The sequence below is a fragment of the Pseudomonas sp. DWRC2-2 genome (assembly GCF_049897885.1).
Classification (GTDB): domain Bacteria; phylum Pseudomonadota; class Gammaproteobacteria; order Pseudomonadales; family Pseudomonadaceae; genus Aquipseudomonas; species Aquipseudomonas azotoformans_A.
This window is the reverse complement of record NZ_JAFCXD010000001.1, coordinates 77,310-97,382: the sequence shown is the minus strand read 5'-3', so window position 1 is coordinate 97,382 and position 20,073 is coordinate 77,310. Positions and strand designations below refer to the sequence as shown.

The 20,073-nt window shown below is 59.1% G+C and carries 22 protein-coding genes; 13 read left to right on the top strand and 9 right to left on the bottom strand.

From position 1 onward, the window contains the following. Nucleotides 1-108: 108 nt before the first annotated feature. The 4 genes from ACP7EW_RS00520 to ACP7EW_RS00505 all read left to right on the top strand — a co-directional run bounded on the left by ACP7EW_RS00520 (nucleotide 109) and on the right by ACP7EW_RS00505 (nucleotide 2,936). Nucleotides 109-519 carry a hypothetical protein gene (locus tag ACP7EW_RS00520; RefSeq protein ID WP_033896726.1) on the top strand — a complete coding sequence of 137 codons (411 nt, stop codon included), beginning with the start codon at nucleotides 109-111 and terminating at the stop codon, nucleotides 517-519. Between the two features lie 157 nt (nucleotides 520-676). Then, nucleotides 677-1,585, top strand: coding sequence for a glutaminase B (gene glsB, locus ACP7EW_RS00515; protein WP_033896725.1), 909 nt, complete (start codon nucleotides 677-679; stop codon nucleotides 1,583-1,585). A 262-nt stretch (nucleotides 1,586-1,847) separates the two neighbouring features. Beyond that, nucleotides 1,848-2,231 (top strand): hypothetical protein, encoded by a 384-nt coding sequence (locus ACP7EW_RS00510; protein ID WP_426214531.1) that lies wholly within the window; start codon nucleotides 1,848-1,850, stop codon nucleotides 2,229-2,231. Nucleotides 2,232-2,288: 57 nt separating this feature from the next. Beyond that, nucleotides 2,289-2,936 (top strand): DUF4145 domain-containing protein, encoded by a 648-nt coding sequence (locus tag ACP7EW_RS00505; RefSeq protein ID WP_426214529.1) that lies wholly within the window; start codon nucleotides 2,289-2,291, stop codon nucleotides 2,934-2,936. Between the two features lie 178 nt (nucleotides 2,937-3,114). On the opposite strand, the gene ACP7EW_RS00500 is transcribed toward ACP7EW_RS00505, so the two are convergent. Continuing rightward, complete coding sequence (locus ACP7EW_RS00500; protein ID WP_426214527.1) at nucleotides 3,115-3,354, bottom strand: DUF6124 family protein; 240 nt, start codon at nucleotides 3,352-3,354, stop codon at nucleotides 3,115-3,117. Nucleotides 3,355-3,742: 388 nt separating this feature from the next. Here ACP7EW_RS00500 and ACP7EW_RS00495 point away from each other — a divergent pair, with 388 nt between their 5' ends. Continuing rightward, nucleotides 3,743-4,213: a hypothetical protein gene (locus ACP7EW_RS00495; RefSeq protein ID WP_426214525.1), complete on the top strand. Its 471-nt coding sequence runs from the start codon at nucleotides 3,743-3,745 to the stop codon at nucleotides 4,211-4,213. Between the two features lie 217 nt (nucleotides 4,214-4,430). Here ACP7EW_RS00495 and ACP7EW_RS00490 read toward each other — a convergent pair whose 3' ends face one another. The 4 genes from ACP7EW_RS00490 to ACP7EW_RS00475 are packed head-to-tail and all read right to left on the bottom strand — an operon-like array spanning nucleotide 4,431 to nucleotide 7,892. Continuing rightward, the gene (locus ACP7EW_RS00490; protein WP_426214523.1) at nucleotides 4,431-5,699 is read right to left on the bottom strand and encodes an NAD(P)/FAD-dependent oxidoreductase; all 1,269 of its coding nucleotides are present in this window, start codon (nucleotides 5,697-5,699) and stop codon (nucleotides 4,431-4,433) included. Continuing rightward, nucleotides 5,696-6,448 (bottom strand): amino acid ABC transporter ATP-binding protein, encoded by a 753-nt coding sequence (locus ACP7EW_RS00485; RefSeq protein WP_426214521.1) that lies wholly within the window; start codon nucleotides 6,446-6,448, stop codon nucleotides 5,696-5,698. Before ACP7EW_RS00485 ends, ACP7EW_RS00490 begins: the two co-directional genes overlap by 4 nt. Further along, nucleotides 6,445-7,113: an amino acid ABC transporter permease gene (locus ACP7EW_RS00480; RefSeq protein ID WP_034106261.1), complete on the bottom strand. Its 669-nt coding sequence runs from the start codon at nucleotides 7,111-7,113 to the stop codon at nucleotides 6,445-6,447. Before ACP7EW_RS00480 ends, ACP7EW_RS00485 begins: the two co-directional genes overlap by 4 nt. Continuing rightward, nucleotides 7,110-7,892, bottom strand: a complete 783-nt coding sequence (locus ACP7EW_RS00475) for an ABC transporter substrate-binding protein (RefSeq protein WP_426214518.1) — start codon at nucleotides 7,890-7,892, stop codon at nucleotides 7,110-7,112. The genes ACP7EW_RS00480 and ACP7EW_RS00475 overlap by 4 nt, the downstream gene beginning before the upstream one ends. A 215-nt stretch (nucleotides 7,893-8,107) precedes the next feature. Here ACP7EW_RS00475 and ACP7EW_RS00470 point away from each other — a divergent pair, with 215 nt between their 5' ends. Continuing rightward, nucleotides 8,108-8,887, top strand: coding sequence for an IclR family transcriptional regulator (locus ACP7EW_RS00470; RefSeq protein ID WP_426214516.1), 780 nt, complete (start codon nucleotides 8,108-8,110; stop codon nucleotides 8,885-8,887). Nucleotides 8,888-9,040: 153 nt separating this feature from the next. Here ACP7EW_RS00470 and ACP7EW_RS00465 read toward each other — a convergent pair whose 3' ends face one another. Together ACP7EW_RS00465 and ACP7EW_RS00460 are read right to left on the bottom strand one after the other, a co-directional pair. Continuing rightward, nucleotides 9,041-10,285 (bottom strand): saccharopine dehydrogenase family protein, encoded by a 1,245-nt coding sequence (locus tag ACP7EW_RS00465; RefSeq protein WP_033896713.1) that lies wholly within the window; start codon nucleotides 10,283-10,285, stop codon nucleotides 9,041-9,043. Between the two features lie 28 nt (nucleotides 10,286-10,313). Beyond that, the gene (locus ACP7EW_RS00460) at nucleotides 10,314-11,411 is read right to left on the bottom strand and encodes a carboxynorspermidine decarboxylase (protein WP_028616547.1); all 1,098 of its coding nucleotides are present in this window, start codon (nucleotides 11,409-11,411) and stop codon (nucleotides 10,314-10,316) included. Between the two features lie 255 nt (nucleotides 11,412-11,666). On the opposite strand from ACP7EW_RS00460, the gene ACP7EW_RS00455 reads away from it, so the two are divergent. Genes ACP7EW_RS00455 through ACP7EW_RS00425 form a run of 7 tightly spaced genes read left to right on the top strand, consistent with a single transcriptional unit; the run spans nucleotide 11,667 to nucleotide 18,482 of the window. Beyond that, nucleotides 11,667-12,686, top strand: a complete 1,020-nt coding sequence (locus ACP7EW_RS00455) for a LacI family DNA-binding transcriptional regulator (protein ID WP_426214515.1) — start codon at nucleotides 11,667-11,669, stop codon at nucleotides 12,684-12,686. Beyond that, entirely contained in the window at nucleotides 12,670-13,674 is a 1,005-nt protein-coding gene (locus ACP7EW_RS00450; RefSeq protein WP_426214513.1) for an ABC transporter substrate-binding protein, read from the top strand. The genes ACP7EW_RS00455 and ACP7EW_RS00450 overlap by 17 nt, the downstream gene beginning before the upstream one ends. After that, on the top strand, nucleotides 13,675-14,493 hold the full coding sequence (locus tag ACP7EW_RS00445; protein WP_269130992.1) for an ABC transporter permease: 819 nt from the start codon (nucleotides 13,675-13,677) through the stop codon (nucleotides 14,491-14,493). It begins immediately after the preceding gene. Further along, nucleotides 14,490-15,284 carry an ABC transporter permease gene (locus ACP7EW_RS00440; RefSeq protein ID WP_038846943.1) on the top strand — a complete coding sequence of 265 codons (795 nt, stop codon included), beginning with the start codon at nucleotides 14,490-14,492 and terminating at the stop codon, nucleotides 15,282-15,284. Before ACP7EW_RS00445 ends, ACP7EW_RS00440 begins: the two co-directional genes overlap by 4 nt. Beyond that, on the top strand, nucleotides 15,281-16,312 hold the full coding sequence (locus ACP7EW_RS00435) for an ABC transporter ATP-binding protein (protein ID WP_426214510.1): 1,032 nt from the start codon (nucleotides 15,281-15,283) through the stop codon (nucleotides 16,310-16,312). The genes ACP7EW_RS00440 and ACP7EW_RS00435 overlap by 4 nt, the downstream gene beginning before the upstream one ends. 9 nt (nucleotides 16,313-16,321) lie before the next feature. Then, nucleotides 16,322-17,155, top strand: coding sequence for a phosphodiesterase (locus ACP7EW_RS00430; RefSeq protein WP_426214508.1), 834 nt, complete (start codon nucleotides 16,322-16,324; stop codon nucleotides 17,153-17,155). Nucleotides 17,156-17,162: 7 nt separating this feature from the next. Further along, complete coding sequence (locus tag ACP7EW_RS00425; protein WP_426214506.1) at nucleotides 17,163-18,482, top strand: OprD family porin; 1,320 nt, start codon at nucleotides 17,163-17,165, stop codon at nucleotides 18,480-18,482. Nucleotides 18,483-18,789: 307 nt separating this feature from the next. Here ACP7EW_RS00425 and ACP7EW_RS00420 read toward each other — a convergent pair whose 3' ends face one another. Together ACP7EW_RS00420 and ACP7EW_RS00415 are read right to left on the bottom strand one after the other, a co-directional pair. After that, a complete protein-coding gene (locus ACP7EW_RS00420) occupies nucleotides 18,790-19,176 on the bottom strand; it encodes a GFA family protein (RefSeq protein WP_426214504.1) in 387 nt (128 codons plus the stop codon). Between the two features lie 80 nt (nucleotides 19,177-19,256). After that, entirely contained in the window at nucleotides 19,257-20,039 is a 783-nt protein-coding gene (locus tag ACP7EW_RS00415; protein WP_426214502.1) for a hypothetical protein, read from the bottom strand. Nucleotides 20,040-20,073: the final 34 nt, after the last annotated feature.

Below are 20,073 nucleotides of genomic sequence, written 5' to 3'. Positions count from 1 at the left end.
ACGGGATCGCAGGTTGGCTGAATTGCGAAACAGTCTGGCTATTCTGTGCAATGCCGTCCAGTGGGTGGATCGTTAAAGTGAGAGCCATTATCAACAAGGAGCTCTGCCATGCGACTCGACAGCACAACATTCCCGGTGGTGAAAATCGTTTTCGACGCGCCCAACGAGGGCGGGCAGGAGGATGCCTTCCTGGTCTTCGAAAACCTGCTGGCCCGCCAGCAACCCTTCCTGCTGCTGCATGAAAAATCCGTGGACGAAAACAACCACGAACACTCCCACGAAGAGCGCAAGCAAGCCTCGATCTGGATGAAGAAAAACAAACAGGCGCTGCGCACCTACGTCCGAGGCATGATCCAGGTGGAACCCAGCGCTGCACAGCGCCTGGCGCTCAAGCCGTTTGCCGTGATGTTCGGCAAGGCCTGGGGCTATCCGCTGTTGGTGGTGGAATCCAAGGACCAGGCCTGGGCGCTGGCGCGGGATGTGCTGGATGAGCGGGTGTCGGATGTGGCGCACTTTTGAACGCCCGCACGGTCGTGCTGTGACGAGGAAGTTCCCGCTCGCCACAGGGGGGACGGGGGAGGCTGCACGTTCTGTAGTACGCCACCTGACCTGGGTGTTTCAGGTATCCTCCGCGCCTCTTTTTCCACCGATTCAAAGACAAATGACCGGACAAGACATGCAGGCGATGCTCTCCTCGATCCTCGACGAAGTGCGCCCCCTGATCGGCCTCGGCAAGGTTGCCGACTACATCCCCGCGCTGGCCGACGTGCCGGCCAACCAACTGGGCATCGCCGTGTACGGCAACGATGGCACGGCCTATTGCGCCGGCGACGCCGACACCTTATTTTCGGTGCAGAGCATTTCCAAGGTGTTCAGCCTGGTGCAAGCCATCGACCACGGCGGTGAAACCATCTGGGAGCGCCTGGGGCATGAGCCTTCCGGACAGCCGTTCAACTCCATGGTGCAGCTGGAATTCGAGCGCGGCCGCCCGCGTAATCCGTTCATCAATGCCGGTGCGCTGGTGATCTGCGACATCAACCAGTCGCGCTTTGCCGTGCCGATCTTGTCGATGCGCGACTTTGTACGGCGCCTGTCGGGTAACCCACAAATCCTGGTCAACAGCATCGTCGCCGAGTCCGAAGCGCAACACGGTGCGCGTAACGCGGCCATGGCCTATCTGATGAAATCGTTCGGCAACTTCCACAACGATGTGGATGCGGTGCTGCACAGCTACTTCAACTACTGCGCGTTGCAGATGAGCTGCCTGGACTTGGCCCGCGCATTCAGCTTCCTCGCCAACGAGGGCATAAGCGCCCACAGCGGCGAGCAGATTTTGACGGCGCGCCAGACCAAGCAGGTCAACTCGATCATGGCCACCAGCGGGCTGTATGACGAGGCGGGCAATTTTGCCTATCGCGTCGGGTTGCCCGGCAAGAGCGGGGTTGGGGGCGGGATTGTTGCAGTGGTGCCGGGGCAGTTCACGGTGTGCGTGTGGTCGCCGGAGTTGAACGCTGCGGGGAATTCGCTGGCGGGGATGAAGGCGTTGGAGTTGTTGAGTGAGCGGATTGGGTGGTCGGTGTTTTGAGGGTGAAAAATTAAGGTGATGAATTCTCGACACCTTTCCTCAGAGGCTTCTGTAATGATGCGAGATATTCAACCGTTTTTTCGACATGATCTTGTGTTGCCCATGATGGTTTAATTTTGTGATGGCATTTTGGTCTTGGGTCGGTCTATGCTGTCTTTCGTCATGTGAAAAAGCTGTTGACTGATTTATTGAGTAATAGATTAGTTTGTAAAGCTATCGTGATTTACATAACAGATATTGTTGTTACTAAGGAAGGTAGAATATGCCATACGGTGCGTTAGTTGAAGTTGTTAAAATGTGGAGAGGTATAAGGTCTGAAGGCATCGAAAAGGACCTTCATCGTAGGGCTGCAATCGAGTTAGTAATGGAAGCGGTGCTCGCTACTAAAGCATATCTTTACGACAGGGAACTTGGAGATGCGAGCAGAGCTACCGAAAGACTGTTGTCTAGTAAGTGGCAAAAAGCCGCGTATGCTATTGAGGAGTATGATAGAGAGTTGTTTTTTAGTGCAAGGCTTAAGTCGCTGGGGTGGGCAGACCCAAGAGAGTGGTCGCGCGCGGAGGGTAGGGAGTATGCTATTGCACTTAATACGCTTCTTGAACATTGTGATTATATAAAAGGTAGAAGTCGAGAAGATAACTTTTAAATTTCATCTGTGGGTTTTAGATGGGCGTTATTTGTTCGGTCAACAACGAGATAGATTATGGCTAAAAAAAATCATGTTCCTCCAGCTCTGCAGGGAGAGGCGTTCAATTGCACTCGGTGTGGAATATACGCCAAACAGGATTGGTATTATATGTCCGGGTCAACGGAGAAAGATGGTTTCGGTGGAATATATCAAAACAGAGATTTTTTAATTTCGCGTTGTGAAGCCTGCAATGAACCTACAATTTGGCACGGGGATTCAATGGTTTATCCCGTGCACTCGTCTATTGAGAATCCAAATTCAGATTTGCCTCTTGATATACAAGAGGATTATGAGGAAGCCCGTCTAATCGCCAATTTCTCTCCTCGCGGGGCTGCGGCTCTGCTGCGTCTCGCTTTACAAAAACTATGCCGTTTTTTAGGTGAGCCTGGGAAAAACATAAACGCAGATGTGGCTTCTCTAGTAGCCAAAGGTTTACCGGCTAAGGTTCAAGAGGCACTTGACAGTGTGCGTGTCATAGGGAATGAGGCTGTTCATCTTGGTTCGATTGATTTGAAGGATGATAAAGAAATAGTTTTTAAGCTTTTTAAGTTGATAAATTTTATTTCGGTAAAGATGATTGCGGAGCCTAGGGAGATTTCTGAGCTCTACGGCACACTTCCAGCGGACAAACTAGAGGGTATTGCTAGGCGAGACTTTCGATGAGAAAAGGCTTTTAACTTTTTAGCGTTTTAAAAAAGCTAAAGGTTTTAGAGGGCTGCCCTTTTTTACTTTATATGGTAGGGGGGCGACTCTATTTTGGGTAGAATTTACGCCATTATTTCGAAGGCTCACTGTAGAGCCCCCATGCATAACATGGAGCATGGGGGCGCTTCCTAATGAGTTATTTAACTGGGTTTTTTTCGTGTAACACCTTGTTCACCAGTAGTTGCACACCATCCAGCATACGGCAGATACCTAGCGCAATATTGCGTTGCGCACCGTCGATTTCAAAAGCGAGGTGGATAGCTATGTCACTGATACTGGCCAGATCCTGGGCTGCGTTGGCCAATAAAGTTTCAGTATCGAGGTCAGCTCTCAGGATGAAGAGGTGTTCTGCAGGATTCTGGCTATTTCTGTTCATCGTCGAACTCCGTTGACAAGTGGAGCCGCCAGCATTCGCGGTCAAACGAAGTGGGTGGCAGCTGTACGCGGGTTGACCGACCGGTTGTCAACGAACCCGGCATACCCGAAGGTATCCCGCGCACAACTGCCGCGACACAATACCTCAGGCACAAAAAAAACGCCTGAGATGGTGCAGGGCGTAGCAGTTCGTTAACAAGGTCGGACGGTCAAATCCGGCCGCTGAATTGGCAGCGACGGTGGGGAGGTTAGTCAGCGAAGTTCCGAGCGACAACCTGAAAGCCTTGTCGGAAAAGTCCGAGACTAGCCAGCGTTGGACGATTTCGCGCATGACATTAAACCGCCATCTTGCGCCGCTACGCTGATGGCTACCCCCAAGGATATGCACCATGAAACGGACTTTCACTGCCTTCGCCTTTCTATTGCTGCTGGCGCTCGCCAGCGTCGCCTCCGCCGACACTACGGTTTCACCCGCTGCCCGTGATTTTGTCGCCAAACAGCACCTGGGCAAGAACCTGCAGCAGTTTGCACAAGTCTTGGCGAAGACGACGGTGGCTTACGCGATGGTTGCCGAAAAGATCGGGCCGGCCGGGGCTAGGAAGGCGCTCGATGAGCAAATCACGCAATTGTTGCCTAAGTACCAGCCCCTGTGGGACTTGAACCTGGCTGAGGCTTACCAGCAGTCGTTCAGCGATGAGGAGGTGGCGTCCCTGGCCGCCGAGGGGCCGGCCTCGAAGTACGCCAGCAAAGTGACAGCCAAGCAGCAAGAAGTGAGTGATCGCATGCAGGCCAAATCAACGCCCGTTCTTAAGGCGTTGATCACAGATGCATTAGCGGCGTTGATGCACCTGGGTGTGTAGTCACCGAACCGTGCTGATCGATCAGGCCTGGGTTTTGCGTGGCTTCACGAACACATCCAGCATCAGCCACAGGCATCGCCGTTTGTTCGGTAAATGCCGTGGCGGGTCCATTGCGCTGGCGCGAAGCAAGCCCAATCACGATAAAAGGGGGGCTCATCCTTGAGATCTGAAGGCCGCGAGCCTACGCCAGGTTTGTGACGAAATGATGAGCGCAGGATCAGCTCACATTGAGCCGATCCAGCAGGCTGTACCACGCTACCCCCGCCCCAATATAAAACCGCTGCAACCCATGCATCGGCAAGCGCTGCAACGCCGTCACCGGGTAGGCAAACTCTGCCTTGCGGTCACACAACCGCTCCGCCAGTTGCTGCCCCAGGCTGGTACACAGCGCAATCCCCCGACCATTACAACCCAGCGCCAACGTGAGGCCTGGCGCAGGTTCGTGGACATGGGGCATGAAGTCCCGCGTGATCGCTATACGCCCAGCCCAGCGGTATTCGAACTCCAATGGTCCCAACTGCGGAAACAGCAGCGCCAACGAACGCTCTAGGTGAGCAAAGTCCGTGGGCGAGGTGGGGTCGTTGAACAGCCCGCGTCCGCCCATCAACAAGCGCCCATGGCTGTCTTTGCGAAAGTACAGCAGCAGCCTTTGTGCGGTAGAGACGGTTTCCTGGCCCGGCAGAATGCTCTCGGCCGCACGCCCCGTCAGAGGCTTGGTGGCGACGATAAAACTGTTGGCCGCCAGGATGCTTTGCGCCATGCCCGGCCACAGGTTGCCGCTGTAGCCGTTGGTGGCGAGCACCACTTGGTCAGCGGTCACCTGCGCACCGGAGGCGGTCTGCAATTGCCAGCCGAACCCCTGACGCTGCAAGCCTGTCACTGCACTCTGCCCATGAATCCTTACACCCGCCGCCAACGCTGCGCCCACCAACCCACGGGCATACGCCAACGGCTGAATCGCGCCGGCGCGGCCGTCCAGCCAACCACCGGCAAACGCGTCACTGCCCATTCGCGAAGCCACCGCCGCTGCATCCAACTGCTGTACCGGCACACCACGTCGGGCCCACTGATCTGCCCGCGCATGCAATCCGGCGACGCCTTTTTCGGTGTACGACACCTGCATCCAACCCTTGCGTACCGGGGCGCAATCGATGCGGTGTTTTTCGATCAGCTTGAACACCAGGTCCGCCGAGTTCGACACGGTTGAGATCAACGGCTCGGCGCGTTCCGGTCCATACATCTGCACCAGTTGTTCCGGGTCATATTTGAGCGTCGGATTGACCTGCCCACCGTTGCGCCCGGATGCACCCCAACCCGGCTCATTGGCTTCCAACACGCAGACGCTCACGCCTCGCTCGGCCAAATGCAGCGCCGTGGACAAGCCGGTATAGCCCGCACCGACAATCGCCACATCGACCTTCACCGATTCACTTAACGCTGGCGTCGGCACTACCGACGGCGCGGTCGCCGACCACAATGATTTCATGACAGGCTCCGCGTATCGCCAGTGGGATGCAGCACACGGCGCAGGAAGTCCTGGGTGCGTGGATGCTGCGGATTGCCCAGCACCTGCTCCGCCGCGCCGCTTTCGACGATGTAGCCGCCATGCAGGAAGCACACGCGGTCGGCCACTTCGCGGGCAAAGCCCATTTCATGCGTCACCACGATCATGGTCATGCCCTCATCCGCCAGGGTGCGCATCACCGCCAGCACATCACCGACCAGCTCCGGGTCGAGGGCTGAGGTGGGTTCATCGAACAGCATCGCCTCGGGTTTCATCGCCAGGGCGCGGGCGATGGCTACGCGTTGTTGCTGGCCACCGGAGAGTTGCTCCGGGTAGGCGTCGGCCTTGGCACTCAAGCCGACCTTTTTCAGCAACACCAGGGCTTCCTCGCGGGCCTGTTGCGCAGGTTCGCCTTTGACATACACCGGGCCTTCCATGACGTTTTCCAGCACGGTGCGATGGGGGAACAGGTTGAAGCGCTGGAACACCATGCCCATTCGGCTGCGCAGGGCGTGCACGGTCTTGCTGCCGCGTTGTACGGTTTGGCCGAACACGGTGATGACGCCGCCGTCATAAGCTTCCAGCGCATTGATGCAGCGCAGCAAGGTGGACTTGCCTGAACCCGAAGGGCCGATCAGGCACACCACTTCGCCCTTGGCCACGTCCAGGTCGACGCCGTGCAGCACGCGGTGGCTGCCGTAATGTTTTTGCAGTTGGCGAATTTCGATCATGCTTTTTTCCTCCGGCCCAGGTGCTGTTCCATGCGGCGCAGGCCATACACCAGCGGCAGGCTCATCAGCAGGTAGAGCAGGGCGACCAGGGTGTAGACGGTCATGTTCTGGAAAGTGGACGAGGCGATGAGTTGGCCCTGGCGGGTCATCTCGGCCACGGTAATAGTCGATACCAGCGACGAGTCCTTGAGCATCATCACCAGCGTGTTGCCGTAGGGCGGCAGGGCGATGCGAAACGCTTGCGGCAGGATCACCCGGCGCATCATCAGTGCCGAGCGCATGCCCAAGGCTTCGGCGGCCTCGCGCTGGCCCTGTTCGACGGCAATGATGCCGGTGCGGAAGTTTTCGGCCTGGTACGCCGAGTAGGCGATGCCCATGCCGATCACGCCCGCGTAGAACGCGGTGAGGTGCACGCCCATGTCCGGCAGCACGAAGTAGATGTAGAACAGCTGCACAATGATCGGCAGGCCACGAATCACGTTGATGATGGTGCTGGCCGTCCACGACAGCGCGCGGATCGGCGACAGCTTGAGCAGCGCCAGCACCAGGCCGATCGCACTGCTGAGCAGGAACGACAGCACCGTGATCTGGATCGTCACCCAGGCGCCTTGCAGCAGGATCGGCAAGAAGTCCTGGGCGTTTTGCAGGAACTCAGCCGGGTTCATGGGTGCACCTGGGTATCAAGTCCCCACTTCTTGAGGATGCTGTCCAGGGTGCCGTCAGCCTTGATGCTGGCGATGGCGGAGTTCAGGCGCTCCAGAGTCTGTGCGTCACCCTTGCGCACCACCAGGCACACTTCGCCGACATTGGTGGGCTTGTAGTCCGGGGCGAGTTTCACGCCTTTGAACAGCTTCTGGCGGATCTGGTAGGCCACCACCGGCTGGTCGCCCACGGCGGCCTTGATGCGGCCCAGGGACAGGTCGCGGACCATCTCGCCGATGGAGTCGTAGGTGCGGATTTCCTTGAAGATGCCGAGCTTGTTCAGTTGGTCATAGAAGACGGTGCCAGCCTGCACGCCGACCACCTGGTCCTTGAGTGGCATGAGGTCCGGGTAGGCGGTGTTGTCGTCGGCATTGACGATCAGGCCTTCACCGTAGGCATATACCGGCGCGCTGAAGTCGACCACCTTGGTGCGCTCTTCGGTCTTGAGCATGCCGGCGGAGATGAAGTCCAGCTTGCCCGAGGTGAGCGATGGAATCAGCGCGGCAAAGTTGGTCTGTTCGATCTGGCTGGTGAACCCGCCAGCCTTGCCCACGGCCTCAGCCACATCCACCATCACGCCCTGGATGCTGTTGCTCTTGATGTCAAGAAAGGTAAACGGCGAGCCACTGGCCGTTGCACCGACTTTGTACGAGGACGCACTGTCTGCGTGCGCGGCGCTGACACAAACGGCGGCGCACAGACCGAAGGCAAGGCGGCGAAACAAGGGCGAAAGACTGTTCATCGGGTTACTCCAGAAGGAAAACGGATCGTCAGTACCGCGAGCGGTTATTGATGAAATCGCAAGCTCTGTGCCATTTCGATTGATAAGAATCGATATTCGCTATTAAAAATAGACAAAATGAACTGTTCGTATCGATATGCGATATTTAATGGTCTATTTTTGTGATTTGAGGTAGAAATAACGCCACGCCTGATCGACCTGACCGCGAGTCCGCCATGTCCGAAGAACGCAACAGTCTGCACAACCAATCCCTGGAAAAAGGCCTGTCGGTGCTCAAGGCATTCAGCGCACAGCGCCGCAGCATGAGCCTTGCAGAGGTGGCCGAGGCTGCTGGCATGACCAAAAGCTCGGCCCAGCGCATGGTGTTTACCCTGGAAAGCCTGGGTTACCTTCGGAAACACTCCCGCACACGGCATTACCAACTCACACCCCGGGTGCTGGAGTTGGGGTTCAGTTATCTGGATGCGCATTCGTTGATCGAGGTGGCCAACCCGTTTCTGTCGGAGCTGACGCGGTTGACTGGCGAAACGTCATGCCTCACCGAGCCTGCGGGCTACGACATGACCTATATCGCGCGGTTTGTCAGCTCAGGGTTCGTGCCGGTGCACATGCCGATCGGTTCGCGGGTGCCGATGTATTGCACGGCGTCGGGGCGCGCGTATTTGAGCGCGTTGCCGCAGGACGAGGCGTTGGTGTTGATCGAGAACAGCCAGCGCATTGCCCACACCAGCCAGACGTTGACTGACATCGAGCAGATTCTGGAGTCGTTGCAACAGGTGCGCGAGCAGGGCTACGCGGTGAATGGCCAGGAGCTGTTCCTGGGCGACATGACCATCGGCGCGCCGGTGTTGGGTGCCAATGGCCGGCCGGTGGCGGCGGTGCATGTGGTGGCGCCGACCAGTCGGTGGAGCAGGGCGGATGCGGAGAAGCAGTTGGCGCCGGCGTTGTTGCAATGCTCAAGAGCGCTGAGCAATTCAGCGCGGAACTTGGAATAATCCGCTATTTCAAATTCACTAGAGATCCCCTGTGGGAGCGGCGGTGCGACGATTCCACATTTGGAATTTCATTGGGTTTGAGATGTGTGTTTTCCTCAAACAAAAAATGCGCCCCTGGAGGCGCATTTTTTTGTTCGGGTCGCTATCGCCTAATCAGGCAATCGCATCCCAAGCCCGATCACCGTTCTCGTCTTTGATCCGAGTCGGCAACCCCATCACGTCCAGCGCTTTCAGGAACGGCTCGGCCGGCAGTTCCTCGACGTTGGCCATGTGTTTCACATCCCATTCGCCACGGGCAACCAGCAGCGCAGCGGCCACCGGTGGCACGCCTGCGGTGTAGGAGATGCCCTGGCTGTCAGTTTCAGCGAAGGCTTCTTCATGGCAGGCCACGTTGTAGATGAACATCTCGTGGGGCTGGCCATTTTTGGTGCCCTTGACCAGGTCACCGATGCAGGTCTTGCCGGTGTAGCCGGGGGCGAGCGAAGACGGGTCGGGCAGCACGGCCTTGACCAGTTTCAACGGCACGACTTCCAGGCCTTCGGCGGTGGTGACCGGCTTTTCGGAGAGCAGGCCGAGGTTTTTCAGCACGGTGAACACGTTGATGTAGTGTTCGCCGAAGCTCATCCAGAAACGCACGTTGGGCACGTCGAGATTTTTCGACAGCGAGTGCACTTCATCGTGGCCGGTGAGGTAGAGGTTCTGCGAACCGACGACCGGCAGGTCATCAGTGCGTTTGACTTCGAACATGGTGTTGCTGGTCCACTGGCTGTTCTGCCAGCTCCACACCTGTCCGGTGAACTCGCGGAAGTTGATTTCCGGGTCGAAGTTGGTGGCGAAGTATTTGCCATGGGAGCCGGCATTGACGTCGAGGATGTCGATCGAATCAATGCGGTCGAAATGCTGTTGCTGCGCCAGCGCGGCGTACGCGTTGACGACACCCGGGTCGAAGCCCACGCCAAGGATGGCGGTGATGTTCTTCTGTTTGCACTCTTCCAGGTGGTTCCATTCGTAGTTGCCGTACCACGGCGGGGTCTCGCAGACCTTGCCCGGCTCTTCGTGGATGGCGGTGTCGAGGTAGGCAACGCCCGTGTCGATGCAGGCACGCAGTACCGACATGTTGAGGAACGCGGAACCTACGTTGATGACGATCTGCGAGTCGGTCTCGCGGATCAGGGCCTTGGTCGCTTCCACGTCCAGGGCGTTCAGCGCGAAGGCTTGGATGTCGGCGGGAACCTTGAGGCTACCCTTGGCCTTGACGCTGTCGATGATGGCCTGGCATTTGGAGATGTTGCGCGACGCGATAGCAATACGACCGAGTTCGTCGTTGTGCTGCGCGCACTTGTGGGCCACCACCTTGGCGACACCTCCTGCACCAATGATAAGAACGTTCTTTTTCAATTGCTTTATCTCTCCTTTATCCGCCAGCTTACGAAAGGCTGGACAGGTAGTCGTCGTAACCAAATTCACGAACCACCTCGACTGTACCGTCGAGTTGTTTCACTACGATGGACGGCATTTTCAGGCCGTTGAACCAGTTTTTCTTGACCATGGTGTAGCCTGCGGTGTCGATGAACGACAGCCGATCGCCGATGGCCAGCGGACGATCAAATTGATACTCGCCGAAGATGTCCCCGGCCAGGCAGGATTTGCCGCACACCATGAAGGTGTGTTCACCGTCGCTTGGCGCCAGCTTGGCGTTGAGGCGATAGATCAGCAGGTCCAGCAGGTGGGCTTCGATGGAGCTGTCTACCACGGCGAGGTGCTTGCCGTTGTAGAGGGTGTCGAGCACGGTGACTTCCAGGGAGGCGCTGTTGGTGATCGCCGCTTCGCCGGGTTCCAGGTACACCTGCACGCCGTACTTTTCGGAGAACGCCTTCAGGCGTGCGCAGAACGCGTCCACCGCATAGTCTTCACCGGTGAAGTGAATGCCGCCGCCGAGGCTGACCCACTCGACCTTGTGCAGCAGCGCGCCGAAGCGTTCTTCGATGGTGCCCAGCATCTTGTCGAACAGGCTGAAATCGCCGTTCTCGCAGTTGTTGTGGAACATGAAGCCGGAGATCTGCTCGATCACGCCTTCGATCTTCACCGGGTCCCATTCGCCCAAGCGGCTGAACGGGCGCGCCGGGTCGGCCAGCAGGTAGTCGGAGCTGCTCACCTGCGGGTTGACGCGCAGGCCGCGGGTCTTGCCTTCGGAACGTTCGGCAAAACGCTGCAGCTGGCTGATCGAGTTGAAGATGATCTTGTCGCAGTTATCCAGCATCTCTTCGATTTCATCGTCGGCCCAGGCCACGCTGTAGGCGTGTGCCTCGCCTTCGAACTTCTGGCGACCGAGCTTGAGCTCATACAGCGACGACGAGGTGGTGCCGTCCATGTATTGCTGCATCAGGTCGAACACCGACCAGGTGGCAAAGCACTTGAGCGCCAGCAACGCCTTGGCGCCGGACTGCTCGCGCACGTAAGCAATCTTCTGCATGTTGACCAGAAGCTTCTGTTTATCGATGAGGTAGTACGGCGTTTTGATCATTTTTGAGAGCCTGCGGCGGTGCCTGCCAAAAAAGGACACGCATTGTGCCCGCACTTGGATCGAATCGAAAGGTTAGTGGGCGGATTTTGCTGCCCTGGGTTTCAATGATACCCGCTGAGTATGACCATCTATGGGCATACCCCGGATCAATGGGTAGCAAGCCAGGTGCCATCAAACTGTCATCTCCTTACCGCCGAACTGCCACATTCCCCCGCTACTGTCCTCGCCAATGAGATCGATCTCAAGCGAGTGACAATGACTGACCTGAAAGACGTAGCCCGGCTGGCGGGCGTATCCCGCGCCACCGCCGCCCGCACTTTTGCTTCCCCTGACCAGGTGCGCCCGACCACCCGTGAGCAGGTGTTCGCCGCCGCCCGTGAGCTGGGTTTTCGCCCCAATCTGCTGGGCCGCCAGCTGCGCCTGCAAACCACCCAGTTGATCGGCGTGGTGGTGCCCAACCTGCTCAACCCGGTGTTTGCCGAACAGTTCCAGGCCATGGAGCGCGCCGCTCGGGCGCGGGGCTATAGCCTGTTGCTGGCGACCACCGATTACAGCAGCGAGCGCGAATGCATCGTGGTGGAAGAACTGTTGCGCCAGCGTGTTGATGGTCTGGTGCTGACAGTCACCGATGCCGAGAGCAACAGCGTGCTCAGCAGCCTGAACACCGAGCAAACCCCGTTCGTGCTGGCTTATCACCAACCGAGCAATCCCAACTACAGCGCCGTGTCGGTGGACAACCGCGCGGGCATGGCGCTGGCCACGCGTTACCTGCTGGAAGCCGGGCACCGACGCATCGGCATGGTCGCCGGCCCTGCGTTGCAGTCCGACCGTGCCCGCCTGCGCTACGCCGGTTATTGCGACGCCATGCGCGAATACAGCCTGGAACCCCGCGCGGTGATCGAAATGCCGGCCCACACCCAGGCCGAATTCGCCGCCATCGAACCCTTTTTGCGAGGCGCCCAGGCCCCGACTGCATTGGTGTGCTCCAACGATTTCCTGGCGATCAGCCTGATCGCCGAACTGCGCCGCAACGCCTGGAACGTGCCCGAACAACTGTCGGTGATGGGCTTCGACGGCATCAGCCTCGGCACCCAGATGCACCCGACCCTGTGCAGCATGGTGCAGCCCATCGCCTTGCTGGCCAGCACCGTGATTGACCAACTGCTGGCGCAGATCGCCGGCAACGCCCCGACGTCCCATTGCCTGCCTTGCCATATCCGGCCGGGCGACAGTACTCAACCCCACGAGGAAACCCTTGATGCGCGCACTCAGTAAAACCCTGGCAGCCGTGCTGCTGTGCGGTGCGGCCAGCCTGGCCCAGGCCGCCGAAACTGCGATCTGCTACAACTGCCCGCCGGACTGGGCCGACTGGGGCACCCAGCTCAAGGCCATCGCCGCCAGCACCGGCGTGCAAGTACCGCTGGACAACAAGAACTCCGGCCAGTCGCTGGCGCAGTTGGTGGCGGAAAAAGCCGCGCCGGTGGCCGACGTCGTGTACTACGGCGTGACCTTCGGCCTGCAGGCACAAAAAGCCGAGGTGGTCGACACCTATAAACCCAATGCCTGGGAGCAGATTCCCGCTGGCTTGAAAGACCCGGCCGGCCATTGGTTCGCGATCCACTCCGGCACCTTGGGCATCATGGTCAATGTTGATGCGCTGGGTGGTTTGCCGGTGCCGCAAAGCTGGGCGGACCTGCTCAAGCCCGAATACAAAGGCATGGTTGGTTACCTCGACCCGTCCAGCGCCTTCGTCGGCTACGTGTCGGCCGTGGCGATCAACCGCGCCCTGGGCGGCGACCTGGACAACTTCGCACCGGCCATCGACTACTTCCAGAAGTTGGCGAAGAACACCCCCATCGTGCCCAAGCAAACCGCCTATGCGCGGGTGCTGTCCGGTGAGTTGCCGATCCTGGTGGACTACGACTTCAACGCCTACCGCGCGCGCTACAAAGACAAGGCTAACGTCGCCTTCGTGATCCCGAAGGAAGGCAGCATCAGCGTGCCCTACGTGATGAGCCTGGTGGCCAACGCACCGCACCGCGCCAATGCGCAAAAGGTCCTCGACTTCGTGCTGTCGGACGAAGGTCAGGCACTCTGGGCCAAGGCCTACCTGCGCCCGGTGCGCCCGATGAAAATGCCGGCTGACGTGGCCGCACAGTTCCTGCCCGACAGCGACTACGCCCGCGCCGGGGTGGTGGACTACGAAAAAATGGCCGCTGTGCAGGAAGCCTTCGCCGCCCGTTACCTGAACGAGGTCAAGTAAGTGGCAGCATCGGCAAAACATGCCGCCTGGGCATTGGCCCCGGCCTTTGCGGTGCTGCTCGCCTTTTGGCTGTTGCCGCTGGCGCACTTGATGGTGCTCGGCGCCGAGAGTCGCGACAGCAACGGCAGCGGTTACTGGCAGGTGCTCAGCAGCGCGCAGTACTTGGGCAGCCTTGGGCAAACGCTGATCCTGGCCGTGGTGGTGACGCTGGTGGCCCTGGTGATCGGCGGCATCAGCGGTGTGTTCCTCGCCCGCCATCAGTTTTTCGGGCGCTCGGCGCTGGTGGCGTTGCTCACCTTTCCGTTGGCCTTTCCCGGTGTGGTGGTGGGCTTTCTGGTGATTCTGCTGGCCGGCCGCCAAGGCTTGCTGGCCTCACTGGGCCTGCAACTGGCTGGCGAGCGCTGGATCTTTGCCTACTCGCTGGCGGGGCTGTTCGTGGGCTACCTGTACTTCTCGATTCCACGGGTGATCCTCACGGTGATGGCGGCCTGCGAGAGCCTTGATCGCAGCCTGGAAGAGGCCGCGCACTCCCTGGGTGCCGGGCATTGGCGCGTGGTGTGTGACGTGATCGTGCCGGGCCTGGCGCCCGCGTTGGCGTCCTGCGGGGCGATCTGTTTTGCCACGTCCATGGGCGCCTTCGGCACGGCGTTTACCTTGGGCACGCGACTGAATGTCACCCCGGTGGCGATCTACAACGTATTCACCAACTACGCCAACTTTGCCGTCGCCGCTGCGCTGTCGGTGGTGCTTGGCGCGGTGACCTGGGCGGTGTTGCTGCTGACCCGGCGCCTGGTGAAAAACGCGGGGACTGTGCTGTGAAACGCTCATCGCTGTTTGTGCTGCAACTGCTGTTTACCCTGCTGGTGTGCGCCTTCATGTTGGTGCCGGTGGTGATGTCGTTGCTGGCGGGTTTGACCCGCAACTTCTTCGTCGGTCTGTCCAGTGGCTTGACCTTCGATTGGTTGGTCCAGGTGTGGCAGGCCTATTCGCCCACTGTGTGGTTGTCGCTGCAATTGGCGCTGGCCTGCGCGGTGTGTGTCTGCGTGATTGGCGTGCCGGCGGCCTACGCCCTGGTGCGGATGAACAACCGCTTCAGCCGCGCCTTCGAAGAACTGATGGTGCTGCCCGTGGCGATGCCGGGGTTGGCCAGTGCGTTGGCGTTGCTGCTCACCTACGGCCAGTTCGGCAGCTTTCGCAGCAGTTGGCTGTTCATCCTGGTCGGGCATGTGCTGTTCACCTTGCCGTTTTTGGTACGCCCGGTGATGGCGGTGATGCAGCGCCAGCAACTGCCGGTGCTGGAAGAGGCGGCGGCCAGTTTGGGCGCCGGTCCGATCAAGCGCTTTTTCAGTGTGGTGGTGCCCAACTGCCGCGCGGGAATCCTGGCGGGCGTGCTGATGGTGGTGACCTTGTCCCTGGGTGAATTCAACCTGACCTGGATGCTTCACACCCCCATGACCAAGACGCTGCCCGTGGGCCTGGCCGACAGCTACGCCTCGGCGCGCCTGGAAATTGCCAGCGCCTACACCCTTATCTTTTTGCTGATGATCGTGCCGCTGCTGATTGCGTTGCAGGCCATCAGCGCTCGTTTGTCCCGTGGAGAGCGTCGATGACCGCTATCACTATCCGCCTGCAAGGCTGTCGCAAGGCGTTCGCCGACGGCACCGTGGCTGTGCATGACTTGAACCTGACCGTCGAAGGCGGCGAAACCCTGGCGATTCTCGGCCCGTCCGGCTGTGGCAAGACCACCACCTTGCGCTTGATCGCCGGCCTGGAGCGCCCGGATGTGGGCCAGGTGTTGTTCGGTGACCAGAACGTGACGCGCCTGCCCATCGAGCGTCGCGACGTGGGCATGGTGTTCCAGAACTACGCGTTGTTTCCCAACCTGGATGTGGCGGGAAATATCGTCTACGGCTTGAAGATTCGCGGGATGTCGGTGCCTGAGCGCAACAAGCGCTGCGACGAGTTGCTGGAGCTGGTGGGCTTGCAGCATCACGGCAAGCGCAGCATCCACGAACTCTCCGGCGGCCAGCGCCAGCGCGTGGCATTGGCCCGTGCCTTGGCGCCGCGTCCGAAAGTGCTGTTGCTGGACGAACCTCTGGCGGCCCTCGACGCGCAATTGCGCGAACGCCTGCGCAGCGAACTGAATGACCTGCTGCGCGGCCTTGGCATCACCTCGGTGTTCGTCACTCACGACCAGGGTGAAGCCATGGCCCTGGGCGACCGCATCCTGGTCATGGAGCACGGCCGTGTCGCGCAACTGGCCAGCCCGCGTGACATCTACCAGAAACCCGCCAACGCCTTCGTCGCGGGCTTCGTCGGCAACCTCAATGCCTTCGAGGTAATCGAGCCCTCGGCCCATGGCTTGAAAGTCTGCGGCGGCGAGTTGCCGTGGCAGGCCGCCGAGCGGCCCAGCACGGTCTATTGCCGCCCGGAACACCTGAAGGTGATGGAGGGAGAAGGGCACCTGCACGGCCATCTGCTGGCGCAGTTTTTCCAGGGCGCACAAAGCCGCTTGCTGGTGGATGTGGGCGGCCCGCAACCGCTGCTGGTCGACAGCAGCGACAACCAGCTGTACGCCGTCGGCGCGCCGATCGCCCTGGCGATTGCGCCGCACATGTTGTTCACCCTGAATGCTTGAGAATCTTCTGTGAATCGTCCGTTTCTTGTCGCGCAGATCAGCGACCTGCACCTTAAAGCCGGCCAGCGCCTCACTTATGGAGTGGTGGATACCTTGGGCGCACTGCGCCGCGCCGTCGACCACCTCAACGCCAGTTACCCACGCCCCGATATCGTGGTGATCAGCGGTGACCTAGTGGACTTCGGCCGCGCCGATGAATATGCCGTGCTGCACCCCGAACTCGCCCGCCTGCGCATGCCGTGCTACCTGGTGCCCGGCAACCACGACACGCGCGGGCCGCTGCTGGAGGCGTTCCGGGATCACGCGTATTTGCCCTTGTCCGCAGAGGGGCCCTTGGACTGGGTGGTGGACGAGCATCCGCTGCGCCTGATTGGTCTGGACTCCACCATCCCCGGCGGCCACGGCGGCCAGTTGCTCGACAGCCAATTGCACTGGCTGGACGCGCAATTGTCGCTGCGTCCGCAGGCGCCGACCTTGCTGATTTTGCATCACCCGCCGTTTATCAGCGGCATCGGCCATATGGACCGCGAGCCCTTCATCAACGCGGCGGCGCTGGAGCAGGTCGTCGCCCGTCATCCGCAAGTGGAGCGCCTGCTGTGCGGGCATTTGCACCGGCCGATGCAGCGCCGTTTCGGCGGCAGCCTGAGTTGTGTATGCCCCGGCACCTCGCACCAGATCGTGTTGGACCTACAAGAAGCGGCGCCCGCGCATTTCAACCTGGAGCCGGCGGGCTATCTGTTGCATCGCTGGGAGGCGCAACAGGGTTTGATCAGCCACAACGGCGTATTCGGGGAGTACCCGGGGCCTTATCCGTTTTATGACGCTCATGGGTTAATTGACTGAGGTTGTGATGAAAGCCACTTTGAATGTGTTAAGCGTGTTGACCGGCGGCCTGGGCGTCGCCCTGAGCCCTTTGGCGTCGGCTGATTTCTTGAGCGACAGTAAAGCCAACTTGAGTATGCGCAATTTCTACTTCAACAACGACAACCGGGACGGCACCGCCGCACCGTCGAAGACCGAAGAGTGGGGCCAGGCGTTCATCCTCAACTACCAATCGGGCTTCACCGACGGCACCGTCGGTTTTGGTCTCGACGCGATCGGCATGCTCGGCATCACCCTGGACAGCGGCGCCGGCCGCCACGTGGGCAGCTCGATGATCCCCAACGACGACGGCAAGGCCACCGACAACTGGGCCCGTGGCGGCGCCACGGCCAAGGCGCGTTTTGCCAAGAGCGAACTGCGCTACGGCTACCTGCGGCCGAACCTGCCGATCCTGGTGAGCAACGACGGGCGCCTGTTGCCGCAGTCGTTCGAAGGTGGGCAAATCACCAGCAAGGACATCGACAACCTGACCCTGGTCGGCGGCCAACTGCAACACACCACCGGCCGTGGCTCCAGCGACCGCAGCGGCCTTGCGGCGGCGGGCGGCACCCAGGAAAGCAACAAATTCAACTACGCCGGTGCCGATTACCAAGTGACCAAGGACCTGATGGTCCAGTACTACTACGCCAACCTCGAAGACTATTATCAACAGCACTTCGCCGGGCTGATCCACGTATTGCCGCTGGGCGACTACGGCTCGTTGAAAACCGACCTGCGCTACTTCAAGACCACCTCCGACGGCAAGAACAGCAGCGCTTCTGGCCGTGCTGAAGGTTACAAGCTCGGCGGCTATACCAAGAATGGCACCGGTGAAATCGACAACAACACCTGGAGCGCGGCGTTCATCTACTCCCTGGGCCCGCACGCGATCACCGCCGGCTACCAGCAAGTCTCGGACGACAGCAACTTCGCCCAGCTCAACCAGGGCGGTTTGGTGAACAAAGGGGAGGGCGGTTCCAGCCTGTACCTTTACACCGACCGTACCGTGCAAACCTTCATCCAGGCCGGCGAGCGCACTGCCTTTGCGCAATACGCCTACGACTTCGCGTCACTCGGCGTGCCGGGGTTGAAGGCGTCGGTGATGTACTTGAAGGGCGACCACATCCTCACCGCCAGCGGCAACGACGCCAGCGAGTGGGAGCGTGATATCTCGCTGGATTACGTGGTGCAAAGCGGCACCTTCAAGAACGTCGGGTTCGGTTGGCGCAACGGCGTGTCGCGCAGTGAAGTGGCGCGGGACCAGGACCAGAATCGGGTGTTTGTGAACTACTCGATTCCGTTGATGTAACGACCTTTCTACCACTGCAAAACCCAATGTGGGGCCGTCGAGCCCCACATTGGTTCTCTTGTGGCGAGCGGGCTTGTCGAATCGTCGCACCGCCCGCGTTGGGTTGCGAAGCGACCCTAGAAGGAGGAATGCGGTGAGTCAGGCCTTCTTCGGTCGCTGGTGCTGGGGCTGCTTTGCAGCCCAACGCGGGACAAGCCCGCTCGCCACAGGGTGCTTATCGCCAGTTCTACCTAAGGACCTTGAAAGGCTGGGACCTATACTGAAAGTTACTCCAGTTTGCGTATCGAGACGTTTGCATTGAGCGGACTCAAAGGAACTGTCCATCAAGCCAGGGTGCCTTGGACTCAATGCAACTGTGCGCCTGGTTCTGTACCTTGAAGGGGGTATCGAGAGTGCCCAGCGCAATCGAAATCCACTCTGGATACTCTCCTTTAGCGTCGCTCCAGAACAGCGATGAACCGCATTCCGAGCAGAATTGACGGGTGATACCTGGCGAAGATTCATAGCTTTTCAGCGTGTCACGCACAGCCTGGATCGTCACGTCTGATCGGCGCGCGCTGGCATACGTTGCGAACGCCGCGCCATGCCCTTTCTGGCATTTTTTGCAGTGGCAGTGGGTGGCGGCCTTGAGTGGTGTCGCGACTTGATAAGTGATTGCACCGCAGAGGCAACTGCCTTGAGTCGTTGTGTCCATAGGTGTTCTCGTTCTGTAAGTGCTGGCACGGTAACCAGAAGGTACGCCAGCTTGACAGTAATTGACTGCCTTCACTCTCTTCAGCGCGAGGCCTCACACCTGACGACGTCGAAAGTGTTTGATTCAGGTTGATACACCGAAACAAGTCCGTCTGACAGGTTCGCTGATCGTTGGGATGGGGAAATGTTAGCGCAGTGCGATTTTTTAAAGTACTCGGTCGAAAGTACGACTTGTCTGGCAAGGGCAGCGGTCAGTGAACCTCTTTCTTCGAACGTACGAGTGGCCATGCTGGTAATGATGAAAATGACGAACAACCCCACAAACCTTGCAATGTACTTCCAGTCTCTCAGCTGTCGTTCGCCTTTCGGCTTTTCAAAGCCAACAAAGGCCCAATGCAAAAGCATAAAGACAGCAAGGAACGATGAGACCGCCAGCAGCCAGGAATAGAGTACAAAGAGGGTGGTCAGTGTAGACGAGGCCGCTGGAAGATAGCCCGGGTCTATTCCGGTAAAGTCATTGATAAACCCGTTGGCGTGCTGTTCAGAGTATTTGAATGCAAGCACGCCGATGATGCCCAACGCCCACTTGAACCACGTTTTTTCATACAGCGCTTTGAGCGTTGCCCAATACTCGATGACAACGGCAACGGTACAGGTTGCTGCAATCAAATACGCACTGAATTTCGCAAAGGGATCTATCAGGTTTGCTCGAAAAATCAACACCGCTATGAAACTGGCGAACACGTAGCCGCCAAGAATATAAGCACTGGCTAAGTAGAATTTTTCGTGTAGCGGGTAGCCTTGGAAGTTAGCCTTTATTCGACCAGTGACGTTTTGTTTGAAGCGGGATACGGTTGCATTCATGTGGGAGGTTATTCTGAGTGGTTTTCTAATCTCG

Bases quoted from the DNA above. Each gene is read 5' to 3' on its own strand.
- ACP7EW_RS00520 (WP_033896726.1), top strand. From the start codon at position 109: ATGCGACTCGACAGCACAACATTCCCGGTGGTGAAAATCGTTTTCGAC.
- glsB (WP_033896725.1), top strand. From the start codon at position 677: ATGCAGGCGATGCTCTCCTCGATCCTCGACGAAGTGCGCCCCCTGATC.
- ACP7EW_RS00510 (WP_426214531.1), top strand. From the start codon at position 1,848: ATGCCATACGGTGCGTTAGTTGAAGTTGTTAAAATGTGGAGAGGTATA.
- ACP7EW_RS00505 (WP_426214529.1), top strand. From the start codon at position 2,289: ATGGCTAAAAAAAATCATGTTCCTCCAGCTCTGCAGGGAGAGGCGTTC.
- ACP7EW_RS00500 (WP_426214527.1), bottom strand. From the start codon at position 3,354: ATGAACAGAAATAGCCAGAATCCTGCAGAACACCTCTTCATCCTGAGA.
- ACP7EW_RS00495 (WP_426214525.1), top strand. From the start codon at position 3,743: ATGAAACGGACTTTCACTGCCTTCGCCTTTCTATTGCTGCTGGCGCTC.
- ACP7EW_RS00490 (WP_426214523.1), bottom strand. From the start codon at position 5,699: ATGAAATCATTGTGGTCGGCGACCGCGCCGTCGGTAGTGCCGACGCCA.
- ACP7EW_RS00485 (WP_426214521.1), bottom strand. From the start codon at position 6,448: ATGATCGAAATTCGCCAACTGCAAAAACATTACGGCAGCCACCGCGTG.
- ACP7EW_RS00480 (WP_034106261.1), bottom strand. From the start codon at position 7,113: ATGAACCCGGCTGAGTTCCTGCAAAACGCCCAGGACTTCTTGCCGATC.
- ACP7EW_RS00475 (WP_426214518.1), bottom strand. From the start codon at position 7,892: ATGAACAGTCTTTCGCCCTTGTTTCGCCGCCTTGCCTTCGGTCTGTGC.
- ACP7EW_RS00470 (WP_426214516.1), top strand. From the start codon at position 8,108: ATGTCCGAAGAACGCAACAGTCTGCACAACCAATCCCTGGAAAAAGGC.
- ACP7EW_RS00460 (WP_028616547.1), bottom strand. From the start codon at position 11,411: ATGATCAAAACGCCGTACTACCTCATCGATAAACAGAAGCTTCTGGTC.
- ACP7EW_RS00455 (WP_426214515.1), top strand. From the start codon at position 11,667: ATGACTGACCTGAAAGACGTAGCCCGGCTGGCGGGCGTATCCCGCGCC.
- ACP7EW_RS00450 (WP_426214513.1), top strand. From the start codon at position 12,670: ATGCGCGCACTCAGTAAAACCCTGGCAGCCGTGCTGCTGTGCGGTGCG.
- ACP7EW_RS00435 (WP_426214510.1), top strand. From the start codon at position 15,281: ATGACCGCTATCACTATCCGCCTGCAAGGCTGTCGCAAGGCGTTCGCC.
- ACP7EW_RS00425 (WP_426214506.1), top strand. From the start codon at position 17,163: ATGAAAGCCACTTTGAATGTGTTAAGCGTGTTGACCGGCGGCCTGGGC.
- ACP7EW_RS00420 (WP_426214504.1), bottom strand. From the start codon at position 19,176: ATGGACACAACGACTCAAGGCAGTTGCCTCTGCGGTGCAATCACTTAT.
- ACP7EW_RS00415 (WP_426214502.1), bottom strand. From the start codon at position 20,039: ATGAATGCAACCGTATCCCGCTTCAAACAAAACGTCACTGGTCGAATA.